Source organism: Sphingomonas sp. Ant20, assembly GCF_000783375.1.
Taxonomy (GTDB): Bacteria; Pseudomonadota; Alphaproteobacteria; order Sphingomonadales; family Sphingomonadaceae; genus Sphingomonas; species Sphingomonas aerolata.
Genome location: NZ_JRVI01000014.1, coordinates 36,318 through 55,900, shown reverse-complemented (window position 1 = coordinate 55,900; position 19,583 = coordinate 36,318). Strand labels below are relative to the sequence as shown.

Genomic DNA, 19,583 nt, shown 5'->3' with positions numbered 1-19,583 from the left:
CACCCGAAAGCGGACCGGCAGCTTTCCACCAGTTTTTACCGCAAATGCGGGCAGTCCGCATGCACCGCGATGGCGCCGTTCGCTCTTTGAAGCTGTGCGTTCCTGCAGCTTTGGAATCTGCTGCCAGAACGCGGTGCGGTTCTCCATCAAAGAAGCTTCTTCCGCCTGCAGATAGCAGGCATTTTTGGCCGAATTACCTCAGCCAACCGGCCGTAAATGCCCCTGCCGCCCCCGCGACGTTTATGATAAAAGGCGGCATGCTCAAGACAAGAATGAAGCGGGTCGCCGATCGCGGCGATCACGCCGTGCGGCGCCTTGCCGAGATCGAAGCCTCGATCGCGGACCTTTCCAACGAGGATCTGCTCGATTTGGCTGACATCTTTAAAGCCGAGCCCCGCTCATCAATCGGGGATATGGCATTCGTTGAAATGGCGCGGCGGAATATCAGTCTTTAGAGACCGGTCAGGAATGAATTAGCAGGATCATGGGACTACCAAGGAGCATCGGCTGCCCCAAGGATCGCCCGCAATTTTGCATGATCATCAACGGAGCGACGACATAGCGATGATAGCGATTGGTACGCGGATCAACGAGATAGGCACGTTGGTCCGCGATGGCGGAGCCTTCTATCTTCGCCGCGATGTCGGTGGCCGCTACGAGCTGGAATTGCATCGTACCCCCGTAGATCTGGTAGAAAAGCGCGTCCGGCTCATCGGCACACTGGTTGGCCGAAATCTGGTGAACGCTGACGGCGTTGCGCCAGCTTAGTTGGCTGGACATTCCTGTTCAGTCGTCAGCCACTGGCCGCGATTCTGATTCAACCTGACTCATTGGCGTTGCGCACAAACCACGAACGGGCATCATCCATGCCATGGAACAGCGGATCATTCATGCCTGCGGTCATGAGCAGGCTCATCATCTTACCGGCTTTGAAAGCCAGCAGGAACGTAAAGCCAAGTGGCTGAAGACGACTACCTGTCGAGACTGCTTCGTTGCGAAAAAGCGGGCTGAGGAGGTCGCTGCGGCAGCGTTGAGCAGCGCCGCTGTCTCACACCTTGTTCTTCCGCCGCTAGCGGGGACCGATCGGCAAATCGGATGGGCGTCGACGATCAGGACCAAGCGGCTCGCAGCGCTAACCAACTCAAACAGCGACGCCGACTGTAGCGCATGCCTTCGGGTCACTGACGCCAAATGGTGGATCGATCACCGCGATCTGACGGACGTCGATCTGATGGCAGCAGTTACGAAGGCATCGGACATCCAGGACGTCAGGGCAGTGACGGCGTCGATAACCGACATGCCTCGGACGGCATGATCACCTAGCTGACGCCGTCGCACGACCAGCCTTGCAGAAACGGTGTCATTGATAGCACGAACTTTAACGGGATACCGCGCGCTCCCCCCCCTGCCCGAGATCCAAGCCGGTGCGAAACGTCCGTCTTCATCACAGTGCTTTTAGGGTATGCTCTAAGTGCACCAGCTCCAGGATGGTCTGTTTAACGTAAGAGAACGACGTTAGATTTCTGGTCGATTTGCTCGCCTGGTCCGGCTGAGGTCTTAACCAACGAGGACCATACGGAACCCAATCAAACGGCACCGATGAGCCTCCGTGCTGGGTAACGAGGAACGTCTCTGTCTCTGCCTCGAGAACGTCCTGCGAGGCGGTGTCGCGGCGAGAAAAATCTCCGTGCTGAACCCGGATCTCAACGGCTACGATTGGGGACTTTTCTGCCCGGCAGCTATCGGACACGTGGGGGTCTATAGCTGCCGCTCGCTTTTCCGCCTTTGTCCTGAAAACCATGGTCATTTGGGAGAGCCGAAACGTACGCTGGACGGGCAGGATGCGCGAAACGCGTAGATTGGATCGTTCGCATTCTGCCGCGCTGGCATGAACTCACCCGCTTATCGAATTCTCGAAAAGCACCGGGAATCGAGGTATCGCGGTACCCACCGACGACGGACAGGCGAGCATGACAGATCATTTCAACGGCATCGCCGTCTTTGTCGAGGTCGCCAACGCCGCCAGCTTCACTCGAGCAGCCGAACGGCTCGGCCTCACCAAATCCGCCGTAAGCAAGGCCATCACGCGTCTCGAGGAACGGCTTGGCGAAACCCTGTTCACCCGATCAACGCGCAACCTGACGCTCACCGTCAGCGGAGAGGCGTACTTGGCGAGCTGCGTCGCCGCGATCGACATCCTGCGCGACACGGAAGACGCGCTGGGTGGGCATGGCGAAGCCCCTCGCGGCCGCTTGCGGATCGACATGCCTGCCGCGTTCGGGTGCCGTGTGCTGGTTCCCTTGCTAACTGAGATCTGCAAGGCCAACCCCGACCTGCAACTGTCCCTCAGCTTCACCGACCGGGTAATCGACCCGATCGAAGAGGGGGTGGATCTTGTCGTCCGCTTCGGGCGGAGCAGGGATGCGGCCGGGCTGATGGCGAAGACGCTGGTGGAGCAGCCGCAGCATATCTGCGCATCGCCGGCGTATCTGGCGCGGCATGGGACGCCAGCCAGCCTCGACGATCTGGCGCAGCATGTGTGCCTGGTCGGCTTCAGGTCAGTTCGGGCATACGGACTGGATTCGGCTGTAAGTGGACAGATGTTTGTTGCAAGAACACCGAGGACGATCTCGCCTGGACGATCAAACCGCAGCCGGCCATCGATCGAGTGCCATTTCAGCGATGGAGAAAAGTTCGTTGATCGTAGCGCCGTCGCGCGCTTGAACGGACATGCCTTCCATGACCGTATTGATGAATTTGCCTAGGACGGCCGGATCAGTATCGGCCGCAAGCTCGCCCTGCGCGGCGCCCCGATGTAAACGCTCGATCAGGAGGGCCTCCGCCGCGATACGCTTGTCGCGCAGCAGGCATTCGATGGCGGCGGACGCGGGCGACACGGCTGCCGCTGCCGAATACATGAAGCAGCCGGCCGGCGTTTCAGGTTCCGAGAACGATGACGCCGCTCGTTCCAGCAGGCCTTTGACGGCCTCGAAGGTGGACAACGCCGGATCGTTGATGGGTTCATAGAGGTGGACGCTGAACGTCGCGGCGTAGCGCTCGATCACCGCCGCGAACAGCCCCGCCTTGTTGTCAAACGCCGCATAGAGACTGGCGGCGGCGACGCCAGTCTCCGCCACCAGATCGGCCATCGACGTCGCCTCGTAGCCGCGCTGCCAGAACAGCCGTACCGCCTTGTCGAGCGCAGCGTCAGTGTTGAACTCTCGAGGGCGGCCTGCGCCACGACGGGCTTTCGTGTCTGTCATGTCTCGTGCCCGATATGGAATGATCGATAAATAATAGCTTGAACCTTGTCACTGACACCGATACAGAACGGTCGTTCAATAATCAAGGAATGGTCCATGAGCCGCATCGTTCGGATCCACGAATATGGCGACGCCAGCGTCCTCAAGATTGAAGATGTGGCAGTGCGCGCGCCCGCGGCCGACGAGGTGCAGATCGCTGTCAAGGCGATAGGCATAAACCGCGCCGAAGTGATGTTCCGCAACCATGCCTACCTTCAGGAAGCCGAGTTCCCGAGCCGCCTCGGCTACGAGGCTGCCGGTATTGTCGGCACGGTCGGCGCGGACGTGACCGGGTTTGCGGAAGGCGAAGCCGTCAGCCTCATCCCCCCGCTCGATATCGCGCGCTGGGGCACCTATGGCGAGGTCGCCAACGTGCCTGCCCGCCTCGTCGTCAAGCATCCGGCGGCGCTTTCGTTCGAGGAAGCGGCGGCCGTGTGGATGCAGTATGTCACCGCTTGGGGTGCGCTGGTGGAGCAGGCGAAGCTCGGCGAGGGCGATTTCGTCATCGTCACCGCTGCTTCCAGCAGCGTCGGTCTTGCTGCCTTCCAGATTGCGCGGATGGTCGGCGCGACGGTGATCGCGACGACGCGTACCGGCGCCAAGCGCCAGGCCCTGATTGATGCCGGTGCACATCATGTCGTCGCGACCGGGGAAGAGGATCTGGTAGCAAAGGTGATGGAGATAACCGATGGTGCAGGTGCGCGCGTGGTGCTCGACCCGGTCGGAGGCCCGTCGTTCGAGCCGCTGACCGCGAGCATGGCGCGCGGCGGCATTCTGCTTGAATATGGCGCGCTCAGCGGCGAGCCGACGCCGTTCCCGTTGTTCTCCGTGCTGGGCAAGAGCCTCACGCTCAAGGGTTATCTCTACAGCGAGATCGTCTCGGACGACGCCGCGCTCGATCGCGCCAAGGCGTTCATTGTGGCGGGACTGGAATCGGGCGCGCTCAAGCCGCGGATCGCGCGCACCTTCTCGCTCGACGCCATCCAAGACGCACACCGCTTCCTCGAATCGAATGACCAGATCGGCAAGGTAGTCGTTACGGTCTGACCGGCAAACCTGGGGGAGCGAGCGATGGCTCCCCCTCCCGGACACAGGATCGGACCCTCAGCGCCTATGCCGTCGCTGTGGCGCAGGCTTGAAAGCATGACCGCTCCTCCTCCGCGTACCAGACCTGTCTTAGGGTAACGTGGCGGCTATGCCTGCCCGATCGGAGAGGGCGCATTTTGAAAATGGCCGGGGAACCTCGCTTGATTAAAGAAGCGCCAGTCTCTGGACAGGATTGAAACTCCCCCCCTGTATAGTATGCTGAAGCGATTTCTTGAGAAAGCGCGATGCCACATTCACCAGAGGACAAGAAACGAGCCATCACACGCTTGCGGCGTATCAAGGGCCAGGCGGACGCTTTGGAACGCGCGATCGAAGCCGGGGCCGATTGCACCCCCCTGCTGCAGCAAATTGTAGCCATGCGAGGCGCGACAAATGGACTGATGGCAGAAGTTATGGAGAGTCACCTTAGGGAAACATTCGGTGCCGGTGCAGATCCGGCCGTCAAAAGCGAGAACGGCAATCACGATGACAAGGTGGAGGGCGTAATGAAGATTCTGCGTACATATCTTAAGTAACGACATCAGCGATCTTCTTGCCCCTGCTCTTCCGCAGTTAGAGCGAAAGCCTCGTGTCTTGCTACCCGGTGCCGTTCACCAGAGTGCAGCCTTTTGGCGTTCCGTCCCTCGACTTTGTTGTCGGCGTAGCGAGCGCGAGCGTCTTCTCCGGCGTTTTTCCAGGGCGTCAGGATCGATGGACCCTTCAAGATCGATGGGCGGGTCGCAGGCTGTGGCGACACAGAGGTGGAGGCCTGCGAAGCGAAGCTACCCCTACATGCCTTCTCTGGTTTGACATCCTTACTCGGATACCCCTTGTATACTGGCAGGGAGTATGAAAAATATACTCCCTGCCAGTATGAGAGCGTCGACGAATTTCCAATGGCGCAACGGCCTCGCACCGGCAATCGGTTTCAATCAACGAGGGTATCCCAACATGAAATCTCGCGCCGCTGTAGCCTTCGAGGCGGGCAAGCCACTCGAAATCGTCGAGATTGATGTCGCCCCACCCCGGAAGGGCGAAGTGCTCATCCGGGTGACGCACACCGGCGTGTGCCACACCGATGCGTACACGCTGGCGGGTAATGATCCGGAGGGCGTTTTCCCTGTGGTTCTAGGCCACGAGGGTGCGGGTATCGTTGTCGAGGTCGGTGAGGGCGTCACGAGCGTCAGGCCGGGCGATCACGTGATTCCGCTCTACACCGCCGAATGCGGCAAGTGCGATTTCTGCGTGTCGGGCAAGACCAACCTGTGCGTCGCTGTCCGCGAAACGCAGGGCAAGGGCTTGATGCCCGATGGCACCACCCGCTTTTCGTACAATGGCCAGCCCCTCTATCATTACATGGGCTGTTCAACCTTCAGTGAATATACTGTCGTCGCCGAAGTCTCGCTCGCCAAGATCAATCCTGAGGCAAACCCCGAACATGTCTGCCTGCTCGGCTGCGGCGTCACGACCGGCATCGGCGCAGTCCACAATACCGCCAAGGTCCAGCCCGGAGACTCGGTCGCAGTGTTCGGCCTGGGCGGCATCGGCCTCGCGGCAATTCAGGGTGCGCGCCAGGCGAAGGCGGGACGCATCATCGCCATCGACACCAATCCGTCCAAGTTCGAGCTGGCACGCCAATTCGGTGCGACCGAGTGCATCAACCCCAAGGACCATGACAAGCCCATCCAGCAAGTGCTGATCGAGATGACGGGCTGGGGCATTGATCATACCTTCGAGTGCATCGGCAACGTCCACGTCATGCGCGCCGCGCTTGAATCAGCGCACCGTGGCTGGGGTCAGTCGATCGTGATTGGCGTTGCCGGCGCGGGCGAAGAGATCTCCACCCGTCCATTCCAGCTCGTTACGGGCCGCGTCTGGAAGGGGTCCGCTTTCGGCGGCGTCAAGGGACGTACACAGCTCCCCGGCATGGTCGAGGACGCCATGAGAGGCGATATAGATCTGGCCCCGTTCGTTACCCACACCATGGGTTTAGAGGAAATCAACGAGGCGTTCGAACTGATGCTCGAAGGAAAGTCGATCCGCACGGTTATCCACTACTGACCGGCCGATCCAAGCCGACCCAGAACGCTTTCGTTGAGAGCTTCAACGGCCGCCTGCGCGACGAATGCCTCAACGATACGCTGTTCACCTCGCTGGCTCACGCCAAGGCCGTGCTGGCTGCTTGGCGGCAGGACTACAACACCGTCAGGTCGGCCTCACAACTCGGCGGGCGTACCCACACCCAGATCGCCGACCAACTTGGTCCGGCATGCCCCGGACCAATTGGTATGTCCTCAACCACCAGCCATGAACCATGTGGACTCTACGTCTGAGCGGTAACAACGGGGAGCACGTCATCAGCAGCAGCATCAAAAGCAGGATAAAACGCAAAAGACAGGCCATCCACTACAGCGGATGGCCTGTCGTGGTCCTTCTGACTGAAGTCCAAAGCCGGCCCGTTCATCCCGAATGGCAGGCGTATCTCACCGTTCAGCCAAGCCCGACGAAACGGTGTCGAGCACTTTGCTATTTAGCTGCCAGTAGAGTGAACTTATGGATCTGCGGCGGTTCGGAGAACAGCTCATCGGCCTTGTCCATCAGTGCGGCGGCAACCTTGCCGTCAAGATGCGCCTGCCGATCTTGCTCTGTGTCGAACGTATCGAAGATCGCGTACGCACCGGGGCCTTCCTGGATCGCATACCAAGTCAGGGTACCGGGTTCGGCTTGAACGAGCGGTAGCGCCGAGGTCAAGAAATCCGCGACTTCGCTCTCCTTTCCGGGCTTGGCCTTCAGTGGCACGTACAGCGCAAGTTTGGGCATGACCAACTCCTTAAGATAAATGACTAGGTATTAGTTGTCTAAATAACGAACGAGAGGGTGCAAACGTTGCCCAGCGGGCACGCGCGAAGATCAAGTCTCCCTTCGTGGCCTCAAATGGACCGTCTTGCGCCGAGTTCGGCCCCACGACGGTCCAGCGAACGCGACCCTGAAGGACGAAGTTCATCTCCCAAGCGTAGGGGTGACAATGCGGTTCGCGTATGCCGCCAGGCGCTAGGCGAGCGATGTAGCACGCCCCCTGCTGCCCCTTCAGGATTGGCCAATTGTGCTCGTGTCCGCCTTGCAGACCCCCGCCGTCAAATACATTGGCAGGCGCTTCGGCCAGATGAAAAAGGTGCGGATGGTCAGCATCCACCCCGCCGGCCGGCTTGTTACCTGCAAGCTCTGGCGCTGCTCCCGGATCGCTCCAAGGGGGGCTGCCCACTGCAGGACCCTCGGACGGCGTTGATGGGGAAGGATCGTCCTTGGCGCTATCATGTCCATGCGGACGCTGGCGGAAGCCAGCGTCCGTATCGGGTTGAGCCGCCCCATCGATAGGGTTCGCGTTCGGCATGAAATGGGCTGCTTTCCGGAAGGCTCGCTGCGCCGACCAAGGACTAATTTGAAGTGTGAGATACACCATCGTCAGCACGTTTGTCGCGACGCCGCAATTTTAGCTGAACGGCGGTGTGATTGACTGACGTAACGAAGGCGGAGCACACACCGCTCCGCCTCCACTCCATCGTCAGAACTGCTGTGCGGTCGGCCGGATGACGATCGCGTTGATGTCGACGTCATCAGGCTGTTCGACAGCGAACGCGATAGCACGCGCCACCGACGCCGCAGGGATGGCCTGTTTATAGAAGTCGAGTACCGTCTCGGCAGCCGTGCCCGACGTCGTGAACTTCAAGTCGCTTTCGACGGCTCCGGGCTCGATAGACGTGACACGGACCTTTTCGCCCACCTCCTGGCGAAGCCCCTCGCTGATCGCGCTGACGGCGAACTTGGTGCCGGAGTAGACCGTGCCGCCTGGTGCGAAGACCTTGATGCCCGCAACCGAGCTCAGGTTGATGATGTGGCCGCTGCCCTGCTCGAGAAAGCCGGGAAGGGCCGCCGCGATGCCGTAAAGCGTACCCTTCAGATTGACGTCGATCATCTGGTCCCACTCGTCGGTGTTGACCTCGGCCATCGGACGGATCGGCATCAGCCCGGCGTTGTTGATCAGCACGTCGAGGCGACCGAAGTCGGCGATGATCGCGGCGACGACGGACTGGACCGCCGACTTGTCGGTGACGTCGAGCGCGTAGCTACGTGCCGTGCCGCCGCTTGAGGCGATGTCCGCGACAACCTCGTCGAGCCTGTCCTTGCGACGGGCGGCGATGGCCACCTTGGCGCCGCGTTCAGCGAGAAGCCGCGCGGTTTCCGCGCCGATACCGGTGCTGCCGCCGGTGATGAGAACAACCTTGCCTTCGATACCTTTGGTCATGACTGTGTGTCCTTGATTTCAGATGTTGATTTTCCGCTGGATCGCGGCCCCGCGCCAGCGGTAGCCGCCGCGTGGATAAACGAGGCCCATAAAGCCTAGGCAAAGCGCAGGTGCCAACAGGCCGATCATCCGCAGCTCCTCTACGTAGAACGGTTGTGCCAGCAGCGCCGACCCCACCCATTCTTTAAGCTTGCCCATGGCAGCACCCTCAGGTCGCGGAGACGGGGTTGAGGACGAACGCGCCGCGCTCGGCCAGATCGCCGATCTGAGAGAGGTAGTTCTGGAAGTGGGGCGTCGCGCGGTGGGCGGCAACCGCATCCGCGTCCGCGTACAGCTCGTCGAGGACGAAGCGGTTCGGATCGCTCTGGTCCTGCCAGAGATCGTAGCGCAAATTGCCCGGCTCGGCACGGCTCGGCTTTAACATGGCGTCGAGCAGAGCGTGCAGGCGGTCGACGGTATCCGCACGGGCGGTGAGCACGGCGACGATCTTCACGTTGGCTGTCATGGCACCGTTCCTTGTCATGGTTATATGCGAAGCGGGGCGCATCCTGAGCGCCCCGCCCGTCATCCTGGTACTCACGCAGCGGCGTGATCGAGGGCTTCGATCAAAGCGTCGGCCATGGCCTGGTCCGACGCCGGATTCTGACCCGTGATCAGCTCCCGGTCCACGACGACATTCGAAGCGAAGTTCTTGTCAGTGACCGAGACGTCGCCACCGGCCGACCGCAGCGCCTTTTCCATGTCGAAAAAGAGCTCGCCCTTCAGCACTTGCTCCTCAGCGATCTTCTCCTCATTCGCCGAGAAGACGGTCATGCGGTAGCCTGAGTAGATCCAGTCTCGCGCCAGGTCGGCCGCCCCGGCGTCATCGCCTTCCTCCAGCGCCTTGCGGAAGGCCGGAGCATCGTCGAGCGTAGCGACAACGGCTACCGGTCCGTGGCAGAGGAGCGCGGTCGGCTTGGCCGCCGTGTGAAAGTGACGGAGGATCGTGCCCGCGTCGTGGTCTTGCATCAGGTCGACGACGGGAGCGTGGCCGCCCGGCACGAACACTCCGACGAAGCCGTCCAGGCCGCCCTCGATGACAGAGCGCAAGCTGCGGACGTCGTTCATCGCCGGATGGCTGGCAAAAAAGTCCTTGGCTCGCTGGAATGCCGTCTCATCGCCACCAAAATGATCAACCGAAACGGAGACGGCGTCGATGTGCGGCTTAGCCCCATTGGGCGTGGCGAGAACGATATCATAGCCGGCGTCGAGCAGAGCCAGCGCAGGGACTGCCGTCTCGTTGAGATACTGACCGACCGTCGCGGTACCGCCGCCACGCAGACCGATCTGCGTCGCGTTCGATCCAAGAACGAGAACCTGTCCCTTGCTCATCTGAACCTCCATGTTCGCGGCGCCCGTCGCCGATGGATGGGAAATGGGCGTCGTTGACATATTCCAGAAGTTTATTTTTTTGATTTCAGATATAATGCTAACAGGATGACTGCATGCGCTACGATCTGAACCTGCTGCCGATCTTCGTCGCGTTGATGGAGGAGCGCAGCGTCACGCGCGCCGCCGAGCGCATGGGCATGACACAGCCCGCCCTGTCTAACGCCCTGTCGCGTCTGCGACTGATGCTTCAGGACCAACTGTTCGTCCGCGAGCGCTACGGCATCCAGCCGACCCCGATCGCGCTTGAACTCTCGCCGCTGATCGCCGAGGCACTCGCGCAGCTCGACGACGCGATCCTCGGTCAGCAGGCCTTCGATCCCGCACAGGCCGAACGGCTCTTCACCATCGCGCCGAACGGCTATGTCGAGTTCGTCCTGGTCCCCGCTGTCGTGGCGCGCCTGGAGAAGGTCGCGCCTGGCATCAAGCTCCGCCTGACCCCCTACGGCAACGATCTCGTTGAGACGGGCGTCGTGTCGGGCATGACGGCGCTCGTGCTGGGCCGCATCGTCGACCCGCCTGACAACCTCGTCGTCCAGCACCTGATGGACGAAGGGCTCGCCTGCGCCGTCCGCGCCGACCATCCGGACGTCGGCGATGCCATGACGCGCGAGCAGTTCGAGGCAATGAAGCACGTCAACATCGTGCCGCCCGGACGGATGCGCGCCGGGCTGTTCCAGGCGCTGGCGCATCAGCAGCTGAAGCGCAACGTCGCGATCTCGGTGACCAACTTCTTCGCGGTAGCCGAGATGGTGGCGGTGACCGACTACTGCGCCATCCTACCCTCACTCATCTGCAGGCGGCTGATGCACGACCCCCGGCTGAAGATCCTGCCGGCCCCGGTCGACCTCGGCAGCTTTCCCGTTGAGATGGCGTGGCACGTCCGCTATCGGCACGACCCCGCGCATCGCTGGCTGCGGGCACTAATCGGCGAGGTTATCACCGATCTCAAGGGGAAGACGGCAGCGGCAGCCACGCCGTCGCCAGCCTGAGGACGATGTCGAACCGCGACGTCGCTTGTGCGTATCCCGTACGCGACAAAATTCGCTATATAGCCCCTGACAATAGGAATTATCATGCGCGCAATCGGCTACCAGCAGCCCGGAACGATCGATCGCACGGAAGCTCTCGTCGATATCGAACTTCCCGATCCCAACGCTACCGGCCGTGATCTCCTCGTCGAGGTCAAGGCTGTCTCGGTAAACCCGGTTGACACGAAGGTGCGCGTTGGCTCGGGTTCGATCCACGGTGATTGGCGTGTCCTGGGTTGGGATGCCGCCGGTGTCGTTCGCGCTGTTGGCCCTGAAGTGCGCGGCTTCGAACCGGGCGACGAGGTGTTCTACGCGGGCAGCATCGGCCGCGATGGGACCAACGCCGAGTTGCACTTGGTCGACGAGCGCATTGTCGGGAAGAAGCCGGCCAGCCTCGATTGGGCAGAGGCAGCGGCGTTGCCGCTGACGGCGATCACCGCGTGGGAGGCCCTCTTCGAGCGATTGTCCGTGCGTACTCCTGTAGCCGGTGCAGCACATGCGCTGTTGATTGTCGGGGGTGCCGGCGGGGTAGGCTCGATGGCAATCCAGCTTGCTCGCCAAGTACCCGAGCTGATCGTCATTGCGACAGCCTCGCGCCCTGAAACGCAGGCCTGGGTGGGCGAGCTCGGTGCGCACCATGTCATCGATCATCGCCAGCCGCTGGCTCGGCAAGTGGCGAATTTGGGCATTGGCGCGCCGGCTTTCGTCTTCTCGACCACGCACACCGACGAGCATATCGAGCAGATCGCCGAGCTGATCGCCCCGCAGGGACGTTTTGCGCTCATCGACGACCCCAAGACGCTCGATGTCGTACCGTTCAAACGCAAGTCGGTGTCGACCCACTGGGAGTTTATGTTCACCAGGTCCATGTTCGAGACCGCTGATATGGAAACGCAGGGTCAGACCCTGTCGGCCATCGCCAGCCTCGTGGACGCCGGGGAGGTGCGCACCACCCTCACCGAACGGTTCTCCCCCATCAACGCCGCGAACCTCAAGCGCGCGCACCAGGCGCTTGAGAGCACTACCGCACGCGGCAAGATCGTCATCGAGGGTTGGCAGTGATGCGGTTCACGCTCACCCGCAACGTCCGCCGCGCCCGCGGCGCCCGCGGCCCCCGCTGCACCAACTGAAAGGGACCAAGCCTCGGCGTTATCGATGCCAGCCATGTGCGGTTGTGGGCGTCGCTTTCGCTGGGTCACTGATATCTACAATCATAAAAGACCATGATGTTTTGAGATAGCAGACGCGGTCCTCGGGTGAAAACTCGGGACGTCTGCTAGCTCGGCCTCTCACCAATCGGTGCCAAGAGCGGGGAGTGCTTCGGCTAAGAAGTCAATCCACGCCCGCGTCTTGGCGGCGGGGCGCCGCGTCGGGTGTGTGATGGCATATGCCGCTCCCAGCATCATAGGCGGCTCGTCCAGCTCAAGCTCGCTCAATTGGCCGGCGCGAAGCGCCTCTGCCGCAATAAAGCGTGGCCCATAAACCAGCCCTTGGCCCGCGATGGCAGCGCGAACCAAGGCCTCGCCATTGTCGGAACACATCGATCCTGAGATCGGCACTTTGATCGTCCCGTCTTTGCCGAACGCCCACGATGTCGTTCCTGCAAGCGACGCGTTGGTGTGGCCGAGGCAATCGTGATCGCCAAGATCGGCCAGGCGGGTGGGCGTTCCGCGCCGCTCCAGGTAGGCGGGGGCGGCACACAGCACGACGCGCATCGCCACGAGCTTGCGGGCAACAAGCGCACTGTCGGCAAGGCGCCCGATCCTCACGGCCACATCCCATCGCTCTTCCAGCAGGTCGACGTAGCGATCGTTGAAGCCCAGTTCGATCGTCACCTCGGAATGACGCGCGGAGAATGTAGGGACGAGCGAGGCAAGGTGCAGGACGCCGAAGGTGGCGGGCGCACTGACGCGCAGCAGTCCCCGCGCGGTGATCGATCGCGACGATGCCTCCGCCTCGGCTTCACCGATCTCCATCAGGATACGTTCGGCCTTCTCGAAATAGTCAGCGCCCGCCTCGGTCAGCGACAGTCGACGCGTCGAGCGCTGGACCAGCGTTGTGCAAAGCCGCGCTTCAAGGGCGTCGAGGTGCTTGGCCGCCATCGCAGGCGACATGTGCAGATCACGGGCGGCAGCAGAGATGCCACCGAGCCTGATCGCCCGCACGAATACGTCCATACCCGTCAACCGATCCGCCATGACTTCCTACCCGTGGTTGAAGCTGATCCTTCTACGCGAGCGATTATCATTGCGCGATAGCGGGCACATATTCCGGCCAACAGATCGATGATCCAGGCCGCCTCCGCGGCGCCTGCACCGGAGTGTATGACCATGAGCGTCCAGCCCACCTACTTCATCCCGCATGGCGGCGGCCCCTGCTTCTTCATGGACGATCCGCGCGGCGTGTGGATCGGTATGGAAGCGTTCCTGCGCAACCTGCCGAACACGCTCGCCGAGAAGCCCAAGGCCATCCTCGTCGTCTCGGGACATTGGGAGACGGACGGCTTCGCCTTCACCGGCGCCGAACGGCCCGAACTGATCTACGACTATTACAACTTCCCGCCCCATACCTATCAGCTGCGCTACGACGTGCCAGGCGCACCCGCGCTCGCCGCTCGTGCCGCGGCCTTGCTCAAGGATGCGGGTATCCCCTCGACTGTCGACGCGAAGCGGGGCCTAGATCACGGCGTGTTCGTCCCCCTCAAAGTGGCTTTTCCGGATGCGGACATTCCGCTGATCGAGATGTCCGTCGAGCGGGGGCTGGACCCGGCCCTCCATGTCGCTGCGGGCCGCGCCCTTGCGTCGCTGCGTGAGGAGGGCGTGCTGATCCTCGGCTCGGGCATGAGCTTTCACAACATGCGCGCCTATGGCGACCCGCGCTCGACGCCCGGCTCGCAAGCGTTCGACCAGTGGCTGGCCGAAAGCATGGAACTCGACGGCCCGCAGCGGGCCGAGCGCCTGGCGCGCTGGGCCGATGCGCCCTCGGCACGGTTCGCCCATCCCCCGGCCAAGGAGGAGCATCTGCTGCCCCTGATGGTCGCAGCCGGTGCGACCGAGGGCGAAGGCGCCCGGGTCTATGCCGAGGAAGTCCTGTCGACCGCCATTTCGGGCTTCCGTTTCAACTAATCTTACCGCGTCACCGAAGGAGAATTGTCATGACTATCGCCGTCACCGGCGCGACCGGCCAGCTTGGCCGCCTCGTCATCGAAAGCCTGAAGCGCAAATCGACCGGCGAGCCGATCGTGGCGCTGGTGCGCTCGCCCGAAAAGGCCAGCGATCTGGGCGTCGAGGCACGCGCTTTCGATTACGCGCAGCCCGAGACGCTCGCTCCGGCGCTGGCCGGGGTCGACACGCTGCTCCTGATCTCATCGAGCGAGGTCGGGCAGCGCGAGCCGCAGCACCGCAACGTCATCGAGGCCGCCAAGCAGGCAGGCATCAAGCGTATCGTCTATACCAGCCTGCTGCATGCCGACCGCTCGCCGATCAGTCTGGGCGAGGAGCATCGCGCGACCGAAGCGCTGCTGGCGTCCTCCGGTATCCCGACGACCCTCCTGCGCAATGGCTGGTACACCGAGAACTACACCGGCTCGATTCCCGCAGCCCTGGAGAATGGTGCGCTCGTCGGCAGCGCTGGCGAGGGACGCCTGTCGCTCGCGACCCGCGCTGATTATGCCCAAGCCGCAGCCATCGTGCTGACCAGCGCCGGCCATGAGGGCAAGACCTATGAGCTGGCCGGTGACGACGCGGTGATGCTCGCCGACCTTGCCGCCGAGATCTCACGCCAGACGGGTTGCGACATCCCGTACCGCGATCTGCCGCAGGCAGATTATGCCGCGATCCTGAGGCAGGTCGGCCTGCCCGACGGCTTTGCTGAAGGGCTTGCCGCGTGGGACGTCGATGCCTCGAAGGGCGCGTTGTTCGATGACGGCCATCAGCTCTCGAAGCTGATCGGGCGTCCGACGACACCGCTGGCCGATGCCGTGCGGGCGCAACTCACCGCGCAGGGCTGACTTTACGAACAAACCCGACCGGCGAAGGTTATCCCTGGAAGGTAGCTCAGAACATCGACCTTTCCGGCAAGACGCGCTCGTGACCGGTTCGACCGCCGGGATCGGCTTTGCGCTCGCTAAGATATTGGCGGCAGCCGGGTCAATCGTCGTCTTGAATGGGCGCGCCGAGAGTCGTACCTAAGAGGCTGTCGCCAACCTCAAGCGCGAGGTCGTGCATGTTGATGTACGCAGTGTGGCCGGTAACGTCGGGACCAGCGGTCGACATCCTGGTCAGCAATGCCGGCATCTTCGGCACTCAGGCCTTTTCGAGATCCCCGATGAGGAATGGGAATGCTTGTGCCGATCCATCCTACTTTGTCCGAACTGATCCCGACCGTGCTGCTCGGCCTCCAGCCGGTCGGTAAACACGCATGAGCACTTTTGGCACGCGCGAGCACCAGATGTTTCCGGTCCTCGAGTCGGGGCAACTCGAAATCGCGTCCCGGTTCGCGAGCGGCCCCGCGCAGAAATTTGCTTCCGGCGCGGTGGTTTTCGATATCGGCGAGCTGGGAGCGCCGGCGTGGCTGGTGCTCGCCGGGTCGATCGATGTCGTGCGACGCGACGGCTTGAGCCACGAGGCGGTCACTAGCATGGAGTGGGCTGGCTTCATCCGGGCTCACAATCTTGAGCACTCGATGAGCCGACGCGGCAACTGCCATGACAATGCCTTCGCCGAGAGCTTCTTCTCCTTGCTCAAGCGTGAGCGCATCCGGCGCTGCACCAATAAAACCCGTGAGGAAGCCCGGCAGGACGCGTTCGAATACGTCGAGATGTTCTATCAACCCTGTACGCAAGCGGGTCAGGAACGGGATGCTGTCGCCCGTCGCGTTCGAACGGCAGCAGGTTTTAAAGGCGGAAGGCGTCTAGAAAACTAGGGGCTACTCAGGCTGAAGCTTGGTATTCACATCGGAGCATTCGGACTCGGCGTTGACAGACCTTGGATCGATCCGTTTTCAAAAACGGAAGGTCGTCCATACTCCGGTAAACAGCGAGTCCGCATAGCCGGCGCGCGTCAATACATTTCCCGCGCGGAGATATTCTGCCCGAAGCGTGAACGACAGATTCGGCGTGGCAGACCAGACGGCATTTAGTCGGCCCAACTGTGCGACGTCGTGGCCGGCCACGTTCTGCGTGCCCGCATAGGCGTTGCCGACTCCGCTGTAGACCGCATCGTGTTCGTCGTTGCGCCACACGAATGCGAGCTCGGTGAGGACGCGCACGCCCTTCAACGGCGTAAAGCTGACGGTCGGCGCGACGTCCAGATAGTTGGTCGGGCCGACAAAGATGCCGTAGCTGAAATAGGGGGCTGTCCCGAACAACTGGCTGGCATTGTGCAGCGTGCCCGTCCCGAACGCACCGCCGCCCGAGCCAAAGTCGGCCCGCCAGCCGATCCGCGTGGCGGTCGGGGTCGGCTTGCCAAGCGCGAAGGTCTGCGCGGCGAAAATTTGATAGGCCGATACGGCACGTCCGTCATAGGTGCCGGACTGATGGTTGGCGCTCACGTCGACATTGATGGGTCCGATATCGCCCCACAGCCGCACCCCCCAGAACCGGCGTTCCTCGCGCGCCACAGTGGCGCCCCAGCGCTGGTTGCGGTTGCGCAGATAATAGAAGAACGGATCGACATAGAGTTTCGAACTGCCGAACGCATTCGTGGGGACGACGACGCTGCCGGTGACGCCCGAGAAGCGCCGGCTCTTGTCGGTCGGATCGTCAAACGCGTCGAGCCCGAGCCGGGTATAGTGCAGGTCGAACACGCCGATGCGCGCCCGCCTGCCCGTCGCATAGGCGCGCACGCCATCGAAGGTGATGCGGATGTTGGGGTTTTCCTGGATGCTGACCAGCTGGATCGGGCCGTCCTGGAAGTCCTGCCGGCCGACGCGGATGCCGGTGTCAACGGCGGAGCAAAAGCAGGCCAGCGGGGCGGAGTAAAAGCAGGCCACCTGAGGCGTGCGCTGACGATATGAAAAGGGCCCCGATCGGGGCCCTTTTCATATCGTTGCCGTCCTCGGTCTGAGTGTCAGGAAGATAGTATCTCACCGGTGTCCGGGTCGGACAGGACGCTGGCCTGGTTTTGCTCCGCCCCGCGGCGCCGGCGTCCGGTGGACTGCTTGAGGCGGTAGCTGTCGCCATTCATGGTCAGGATGGTGGCGTGGTGGGTCAGCCGGTCGAGCAGCGCGCCGGTTAGCCGCTCGGAGGCGAGCACCTGCGTCCAGTCTTCGAATGGCAGGTTCGAGGTGATGATGGTCGAGCCGCGCTCGTAACGCTGCGACAGCACCTCGAATAGCAGTTCGGCGCCGGTCGAGGACAACGGAACGTAGCCGAGTTCGTCGACGACGAGCAGTTTCACGGCCGCCATCTCACGCTGAAGCTTGAGCAGGCGTCGCTCGTCTCGTGCCTCCATCAGCTGGTTCACCAGCGAGGCGGCAGTAGTGAAGGCGACCGTAAAGCCCTTCTGGCAAGCTGCCAGACCGAGCGCGAGCGCGACATGGGTCTTGCCCGTCCCGCTGTTGCCGAGCGCGATGACGTTCTCGCGGCGCAGGATGTATTCGCACCGGGCCAGCTCGACCACCATCATCCGGTTGAGGCTCGGGATGGCGGTGAAGTCGAACGTGTCGAAGCTCTTCACTGCCGGGAAGCGGGCGGCACGGATCCGTCGCTCGATGGTCCGGCGCTCGCGGTCGATAAGCTCCAGCTCGATAAGCCGCAGCAGGTAGCGGGTGTGATCGACCCCGCCCTGCGCGCATTCGCGCGCGACCTTCTCATACTCGCGCAAAACGGTCGGCAGCTTGAGCTGTTTGAGATGATGAGCGAGCAGAACCTGCGGGGTGCCGGCCATCGTGCCCACCGGCATGGCATCCTTGGTCGTCACGCTGCCAGCACCGCATAGTCGGCCGCGCACGTCGTCTTGACGTCCATCTTGGGCACGTGAGGATACGCCGCCAGATCCAGGCGGGGCGGACGGCGCTCTATACGCGCCAGCGCGATGAGTTTTACCGCGTCGAAGCCAGGTGCGCCCAACTGGATGGCTTCGGTCACTGCGTCTGTGACGATGGGAAGCGGCATTGCCTCGAGCAGCCGCAGCACCTGGATGAACTCGCGTTTGCCCTTGTTGCCCATTCGCGCCTCGAGCAGGTGCCGCAGATGCTGGAAGATGTCCGGCAGGTCCCAGTCCTGAAGGGCTGCCGCCTGGTCGAGTGCACCGGGCTTGGTCTCGATAAGCGCCAGATAATGCAGTGGGTTAGAGACGAATACGCCTTCGGCGTAGCAGCGCGTATGCCGGGCGATTTCCTCGCCAGCGCATATGATGACGACCTCGTCGACGAACCCCTTCACAACGACATCGCGGAAACCGTACGCGGTCGGCACCGAATAGTCGTTGGTCCGGTAGCGCACCATCGCGGTCGACGACACGCGCCCGGCGCGTTTCTCGCATGGCTCCAGCGGTACCGACGGCAGCGGGCGTAACACTACTACGTCAGCCGCCATCCGCTCGGCGATAGTCTCCGCGTGCTGACCGGCATGCTCACCCTGACGCGCGCGGCAGGACTCTTCGAACCTAGCGTTCAGGACATCAAAATTGGCGGCGACCGGCACGGGCACCATGAAGTTGTTGCGCGCAAACTTCACCAGCCCCTCGACCTTGCCTTTGTCGTTGCCCCGCGCTGGACGCGCAAAACGGTCCTGAAACAGGTAGTGGCTGACCAACTCTGTGAAGGCACGCGTGCGCTCACGCGTTCCGTCGCCGCAGATTTTTGGCCACGGCGATGGTTGTGTTGTCGTAGAGGATGGACAGCGGCACGCCCCCGAAGAACGCGAATGCCGACACGTGCCCGTCGAGAAACGCCTCGGTCGTCTCACGCGGATATGCCTTGAAGAAACAGGCATCCGACTGCGGCAGCGACATGCAGAAATAGTGGATCTTCATCCGCTCCCCGCCGACGATCGCGACCGCCTCCCCGAAGTCGACCTGCGCATGCCCCGGTGGGTGCGCCAACGGCACGAAGGTCTCGCGCCCGCGCGCCCTGCACAGCCGCACATGGTCTTTCACCATCGTGTAGCCGCCCGTATACCCATGCTCGTCGCGCAGACGCTCGAAGATCCGCTTTGCCGTGTGTTGCTGCTTGCGCGGTGCCTCACGGTCGGCCGCCAGGATTGCGTCGATAGCCGGTAGGAGCGCCCCGAGCTTCGGCTTGGTCGGAGGCTTCGTCCGGCGGTATCCGGGCGGTGCCGAATACAGGCACATCTTGCGGACCGTATCCCGGTTCAGCCCGAACACCTCCGCCGCTTCCCGGCGACTATGGCCTTCGACGAACACAAACCTCTGACCGCTGCGTAGCTTTCCACGACAAACATCCCCGCCGCTCCGCAAAGGGAGCAGCTTA

At 62.4% G+C, this 19,583-nt stretch carries 19 protein-coding genes and 4 pseudogenes; 13 read left to right on the top strand and 10 right to left on the bottom strand.

Translation table 11 applies throughout. From position 1 onward, the window contains the following. Nucleotides 1-59: 59 nt before the first annotated feature. From NI18_RS26440 to NI18_RS22995, 4 genes and pseudogenes are all read left to right on the top strand, one after another. The gene (locus NI18_RS26440) at nucleotides 60-455 is read left to right on the top strand and encodes a hypothetical protein (protein WP_306286222.1); all 396 of its coding nucleotides are present in this window, start codon (nucleotides 60-62) and stop codon (nucleotides 453-455) included. A 109-nt stretch (nucleotides 456-564) separates the two neighbouring features. Further along, the gene (locus tag NI18_RS26435; protein WP_081874104.1) at nucleotides 565-768 is read left to right on the top strand and encodes a DUF5818 domain-containing protein; all 204 of its coding nucleotides are present in this window, start codon (nucleotides 565-567) and stop codon (nucleotides 766-768) included. Nucleotides 769-871: 103 nt separating this feature from the next. Next, nucleotides 872-1,315, top strand: coding sequence for a hypothetical protein (locus tag NI18_RS25485; protein ID WP_031439399.1), 444 nt, complete (start codon nucleotides 872-874; stop codon nucleotides 1,313-1,315). A gap of 655 nt (nucleotides 1,316-1,970) precedes the next feature. Further along, nucleotides 1,971-2,540 (top strand): annotated as a pseudogene (locus tag NI18_RS22995) (LysR family transcriptional regulator); the annotation flags it as partial. Between the two features lie 102 nt (nucleotides 2,541-2,642). Here the strand turns inward: NI18_RS22995 and NI18_RS26430 are convergent. Continuing rightward, complete coding sequence (locus NI18_RS26430; RefSeq protein WP_037528231.1) at nucleotides 2,643-3,263, bottom strand: TetR/AcrR family transcriptional regulator; 621 nt, start codon at nucleotides 3,261-3,263, stop codon at nucleotides 2,643-2,645. A gap of 96 nt (nucleotides 3,264-3,359) precedes the next feature. Between NI18_RS26430 and NI18_RS03790 the strand changes: the two genes are divergently transcribed. The 4 genes and pseudogenes from NI18_RS03790 to NI18_RS26425 form a co-directional block, all read left to right on the top strand. Continuing rightward, nucleotides 3,360-4,349, top strand: a complete 990-nt coding sequence (locus NI18_RS03790; protein WP_037528229.1) for a zinc-dependent alcohol dehydrogenase family protein — start codon at nucleotides 3,360-3,362, stop codon at nucleotides 4,347-4,349. Nucleotides 4,350-4,633: 284 nt separating this feature from the next. Next, the gene (locus NI18_RS22990; protein WP_084215022.1) at nucleotides 4,634-4,924 is read left to right on the top strand and encodes a metal/formaldehyde-sensitive transcriptional repressor; all 291 of its coding nucleotides are present in this window, start codon (nucleotides 4,634-4,636) and stop codon (nucleotides 4,922-4,924) included. A gap of 415 nt (nucleotides 4,925-5,339) precedes the next feature. Beyond that, nucleotides 5,340-6,449, top strand: a complete 1,110-nt coding sequence (locus NI18_RS03780; protein ID WP_037528303.1) for an S-(hydroxymethyl)glutathione dehydrogenase/class III alcohol dehydrogenase — start codon at nucleotides 5,340-5,342, stop codon at nucleotides 6,447-6,449. Nucleotides 6,450-6,460: 11 nt separating this feature from the next. Then, nucleotides 6,461-6,721, top strand: a pseudogene (locus NI18_RS26425) (transposase); the annotation flags it as partial. 193 nt (nucleotides 6,722-6,914) lie between these two features. Here NI18_RS26425 and NI18_RS03775 read toward each other — a convergent pair. The 5 genes from NI18_RS03775 to NI18_RS03750 form a co-directional block, all read right to left on the bottom strand. Further along, nucleotides 6,915-7,208, bottom strand: a complete 294-nt coding sequence (locus NI18_RS03775) for an antibiotic biosynthesis monooxygenase (RefSeq protein WP_037528225.1) — start codon at nucleotides 7,206-7,208, stop codon at nucleotides 6,915-6,917. A 742-nt stretch (nucleotides 7,209-7,950) separates the two neighbouring features. Further along, a complete protein-coding gene (locus tag NI18_RS03765) occupies nucleotides 7,951-8,691 on the bottom strand; it encodes an SDR family oxidoreductase (protein WP_037528221.1) in 741 nt (246 codons plus the stop codon). Between the two features lie 18 nt (nucleotides 8,692-8,709). After that, nucleotides 8,710-8,889 (bottom strand): hypothetical protein, encoded by a 180-nt coding sequence (locus NI18_RS03760; RefSeq protein WP_037528219.1) that lies wholly within the window; start codon nucleotides 8,887-8,889, stop codon nucleotides 8,710-8,712. 10 nt (nucleotides 8,890-8,899) lie between these two features. Then, complete coding sequence (locus NI18_RS03755) at nucleotides 8,900-9,196, bottom strand: putative quinol monooxygenase (RefSeq protein ID WP_037528217.1); 297 nt, start codon at nucleotides 9,194-9,196, stop codon at nucleotides 8,900-8,902. A gap of 71 nt (nucleotides 9,197-9,267) precedes the next feature. After that, entirely contained in the window at nucleotides 9,268-10,062 is a 795-nt protein-coding gene (locus NI18_RS03750; RefSeq protein WP_037528301.1) for a type 1 glutamine amidotransferase domain-containing protein, read from the bottom strand. A gap of 113 nt (nucleotides 10,063-10,175) precedes the next feature. Here NI18_RS03750 and NI18_RS03745 point away from each other — a divergent pair, with 113 nt between their 5' ends. Both NI18_RS03745 and NI18_RS03740 read left to right on the top strand, forming a co-directional pair. Further along, complete coding sequence (locus NI18_RS03745) at nucleotides 10,176-11,111, top strand: LysR family transcriptional regulator (RefSeq protein ID WP_037528216.1); 936 nt, start codon at nucleotides 10,176-10,178, stop codon at nucleotides 11,109-11,111. An 84-nt stretch (nucleotides 11,112-11,195) separates the two neighbouring features. Further along, nucleotides 11,196-12,212, top strand: coding sequence for a zinc-binding alcohol dehydrogenase family protein (locus tag NI18_RS03740; protein WP_037528214.1), 1,017 nt, complete (start codon nucleotides 11,196-11,198; stop codon nucleotides 12,210-12,212). A 227-nt stretch (nucleotides 12,213-12,439) separates the two neighbouring features. On the opposite strand, the gene NI18_RS03735 is transcribed toward NI18_RS03740, so the two are convergent. Continuing rightward, nucleotides 12,440-13,348 (bottom strand): LysR family transcriptional regulator, encoded by a 909-nt coding sequence (locus NI18_RS03735; protein WP_037528212.1) that lies wholly within the window; start codon nucleotides 13,346-13,348, stop codon nucleotides 12,440-12,442. A gap of 87 nt (nucleotides 13,349-13,435) precedes the next feature. On the opposite strand from NI18_RS03735, the gene NI18_RS03730 reads away from it, so the two are divergent. The 3 genes and pseudogenes from NI18_RS03730 to NI18_RS25480 form a co-directional block, all read left to right on the top strand. Continuing rightward, nucleotides 13,436-14,275 carry a class III extradiol ring-cleavage dioxygenase gene (locus tag NI18_RS03730; RefSeq protein WP_306286221.1) on the top strand — a complete coding sequence of 280 codons (840 nt, stop codon included), beginning with the start codon at nucleotides 13,436-13,438 and terminating at the stop codon, nucleotides 14,273-14,275. A gap of 29 nt (nucleotides 14,276-14,304) precedes the next feature. Next, a complete protein-coding gene (locus NI18_RS03725; protein WP_037528209.1) occupies nucleotides 14,305-15,159 on the top strand; it encodes an SDR family oxidoreductase in 855 nt (284 codons plus the stop codon). Nucleotides 15,160-15,782: 623 nt separating this feature from the next. Beyond that, nucleotides 15,783-16,065, top strand: a pseudogene (locus NI18_RS25480) (IS3 family transposase); the annotation flags it as partial. Nucleotides 16,066-16,151: 86 nt separating this feature from the next. On the opposite strand, the gene NI18_RS03715 reads toward NI18_RS25480, so the two are convergent. From NI18_RS03715 to istA, 3 genes and pseudogenes are all read right to left on the bottom strand, one after another. Beyond that, a complete protein-coding gene (locus NI18_RS03715; RefSeq protein WP_052148968.1) occupies nucleotides 16,152-17,141 on the bottom strand; it encodes an alginate export family protein in 990 nt (329 codons plus the stop codon). 77 nt (nucleotides 17,142-17,218) lie between these two features. Further along, nucleotides 17,219-18,037, bottom strand: a complete 819-nt coding sequence (istB, locus tag NI18_RS03710; RefSeq protein ID WP_198526934.1) for an IS21-like element helper ATPase IstB — start codon at nucleotides 18,035-18,037, stop codon at nucleotides 17,219-17,221. 29 nt (nucleotides 18,038-18,066) lie between these two features. Further along, nucleotides 18,067-19,554 (bottom strand): annotated as a pseudogene (gene istA / locus NI18_RS03705) (IS21 family transposase). Nucleotides 19,555-19,583: the final 29 nt, after the last annotated feature.

Coding starts and splice junctions, on each gene's coding strand:
- NI18_RS26440 (WP_306286222.1), top strand. CDS start 60: ATGCACCGCGATGGCGCCGTTCGCTCTTTGAAGCTGTGCGTTCCTGCA.
- istB (WP_198526934.1), bottom strand. CDS start 18,037: ATGGCCGGCACCCCGCAGGTTCTGCTCGCTCATCATCTCAAACAGCTC.
- NI18_RS25485 (WP_031439399.1), top strand. CDS start 872: ATGGAACAGCGGATCATTCATGCCTGCGGTCATGAGCAGGCTCATCAT.
- NI18_RS03760 (WP_037528219.1), bottom strand. CDS start 8,889: ATGGGCAAGCTTAAAGAATGGGTGGGGTCGGCGCTGCTGGCACAACCG.
- NI18_RS03750 (WP_037528301.1), bottom strand. CDS start 10,062: ATGAGCAAGGGACAGGTTCTCGTTCTTGGATCGAACGCGACGCAGATC.
- NI18_RS03745 (WP_037528216.1), top strand. CDS start 10,176: ATGCGCTACGATCTGAACCTGCTGCCGATCTTCGTCGCGTTGATGGAG.
- NI18_RS22990 (WP_084215022.1), top strand. CDS start 4,634: ATGCCACATTCACCAGAGGACAAGAAACGAGCCATCACACGCTTGCGG.
- NI18_RS03790 (WP_037528229.1), top strand. CDS start 3,360: ATGAGCCGCATCGTTCGGATCCACGAATATGGCGACGCCAGCGTCCTC.
- NI18_RS03780 (WP_037528303.1), top strand. CDS start 5,340: ATGAAATCTCGCGCCGCTGTAGCCTTCGAGGCGGGCAAGCCACTCGAA.
- NI18_RS03725 (WP_037528209.1), top strand. CDS start 14,305: ATGACTATCGCCGTCACCGGCGCGACCGGCCAGCTTGGCCGCCTCGTC.
- NI18_RS26435 (WP_081874104.1), top strand. CDS start 565: ATGATAGCGATTGGTACGCGGATCAACGAGATAGGCACGTTGGTCCGC.
- NI18_RS03755 (WP_037528217.1), bottom strand. CDS start 9,196: ATGACAGCCAACGTGAAGATCGTCGCCGTGCTCACCGCCCGTGCGGAT.
- NI18_RS26430 (WP_037528231.1), bottom strand. CDS start 3,263: ATGACAGACACGAAAGCCCGTCGTGGCGCAGGCCGCCCTCGAGAGTTC.
- NI18_RS03730 (WP_306286221.1), top strand. CDS start 13,436: ATGATCCAGGCCGCCTCCGCGGCGCCTGCACCGGAGTGTATGACCATG.
- NI18_RS03740 (WP_037528214.1), top strand. CDS start 11,196: ATGCGCGCAATCGGCTACCAGCAGCCCGGAACGATCGATCGCACGGAA.
- NI18_RS03775 (WP_037528225.1), bottom strand. CDS start 7,208: ATGCCCAAACTTGCGCTGTACGTGCCACTGAAGGCCAAGCCCGGAAAG.
- NI18_RS03765 (WP_037528221.1), bottom strand. CDS start 8,691: ATGACCAAAGGTATCGAAGGCAAGGTTGTTCTCATCACCGGCGGCAGC.
- NI18_RS03735 (WP_037528212.1), bottom strand. CDS start 13,348: ATGGCGGATCGGTTGACGGGTATGGACGTATTCGTGCGGGCGATCAGG.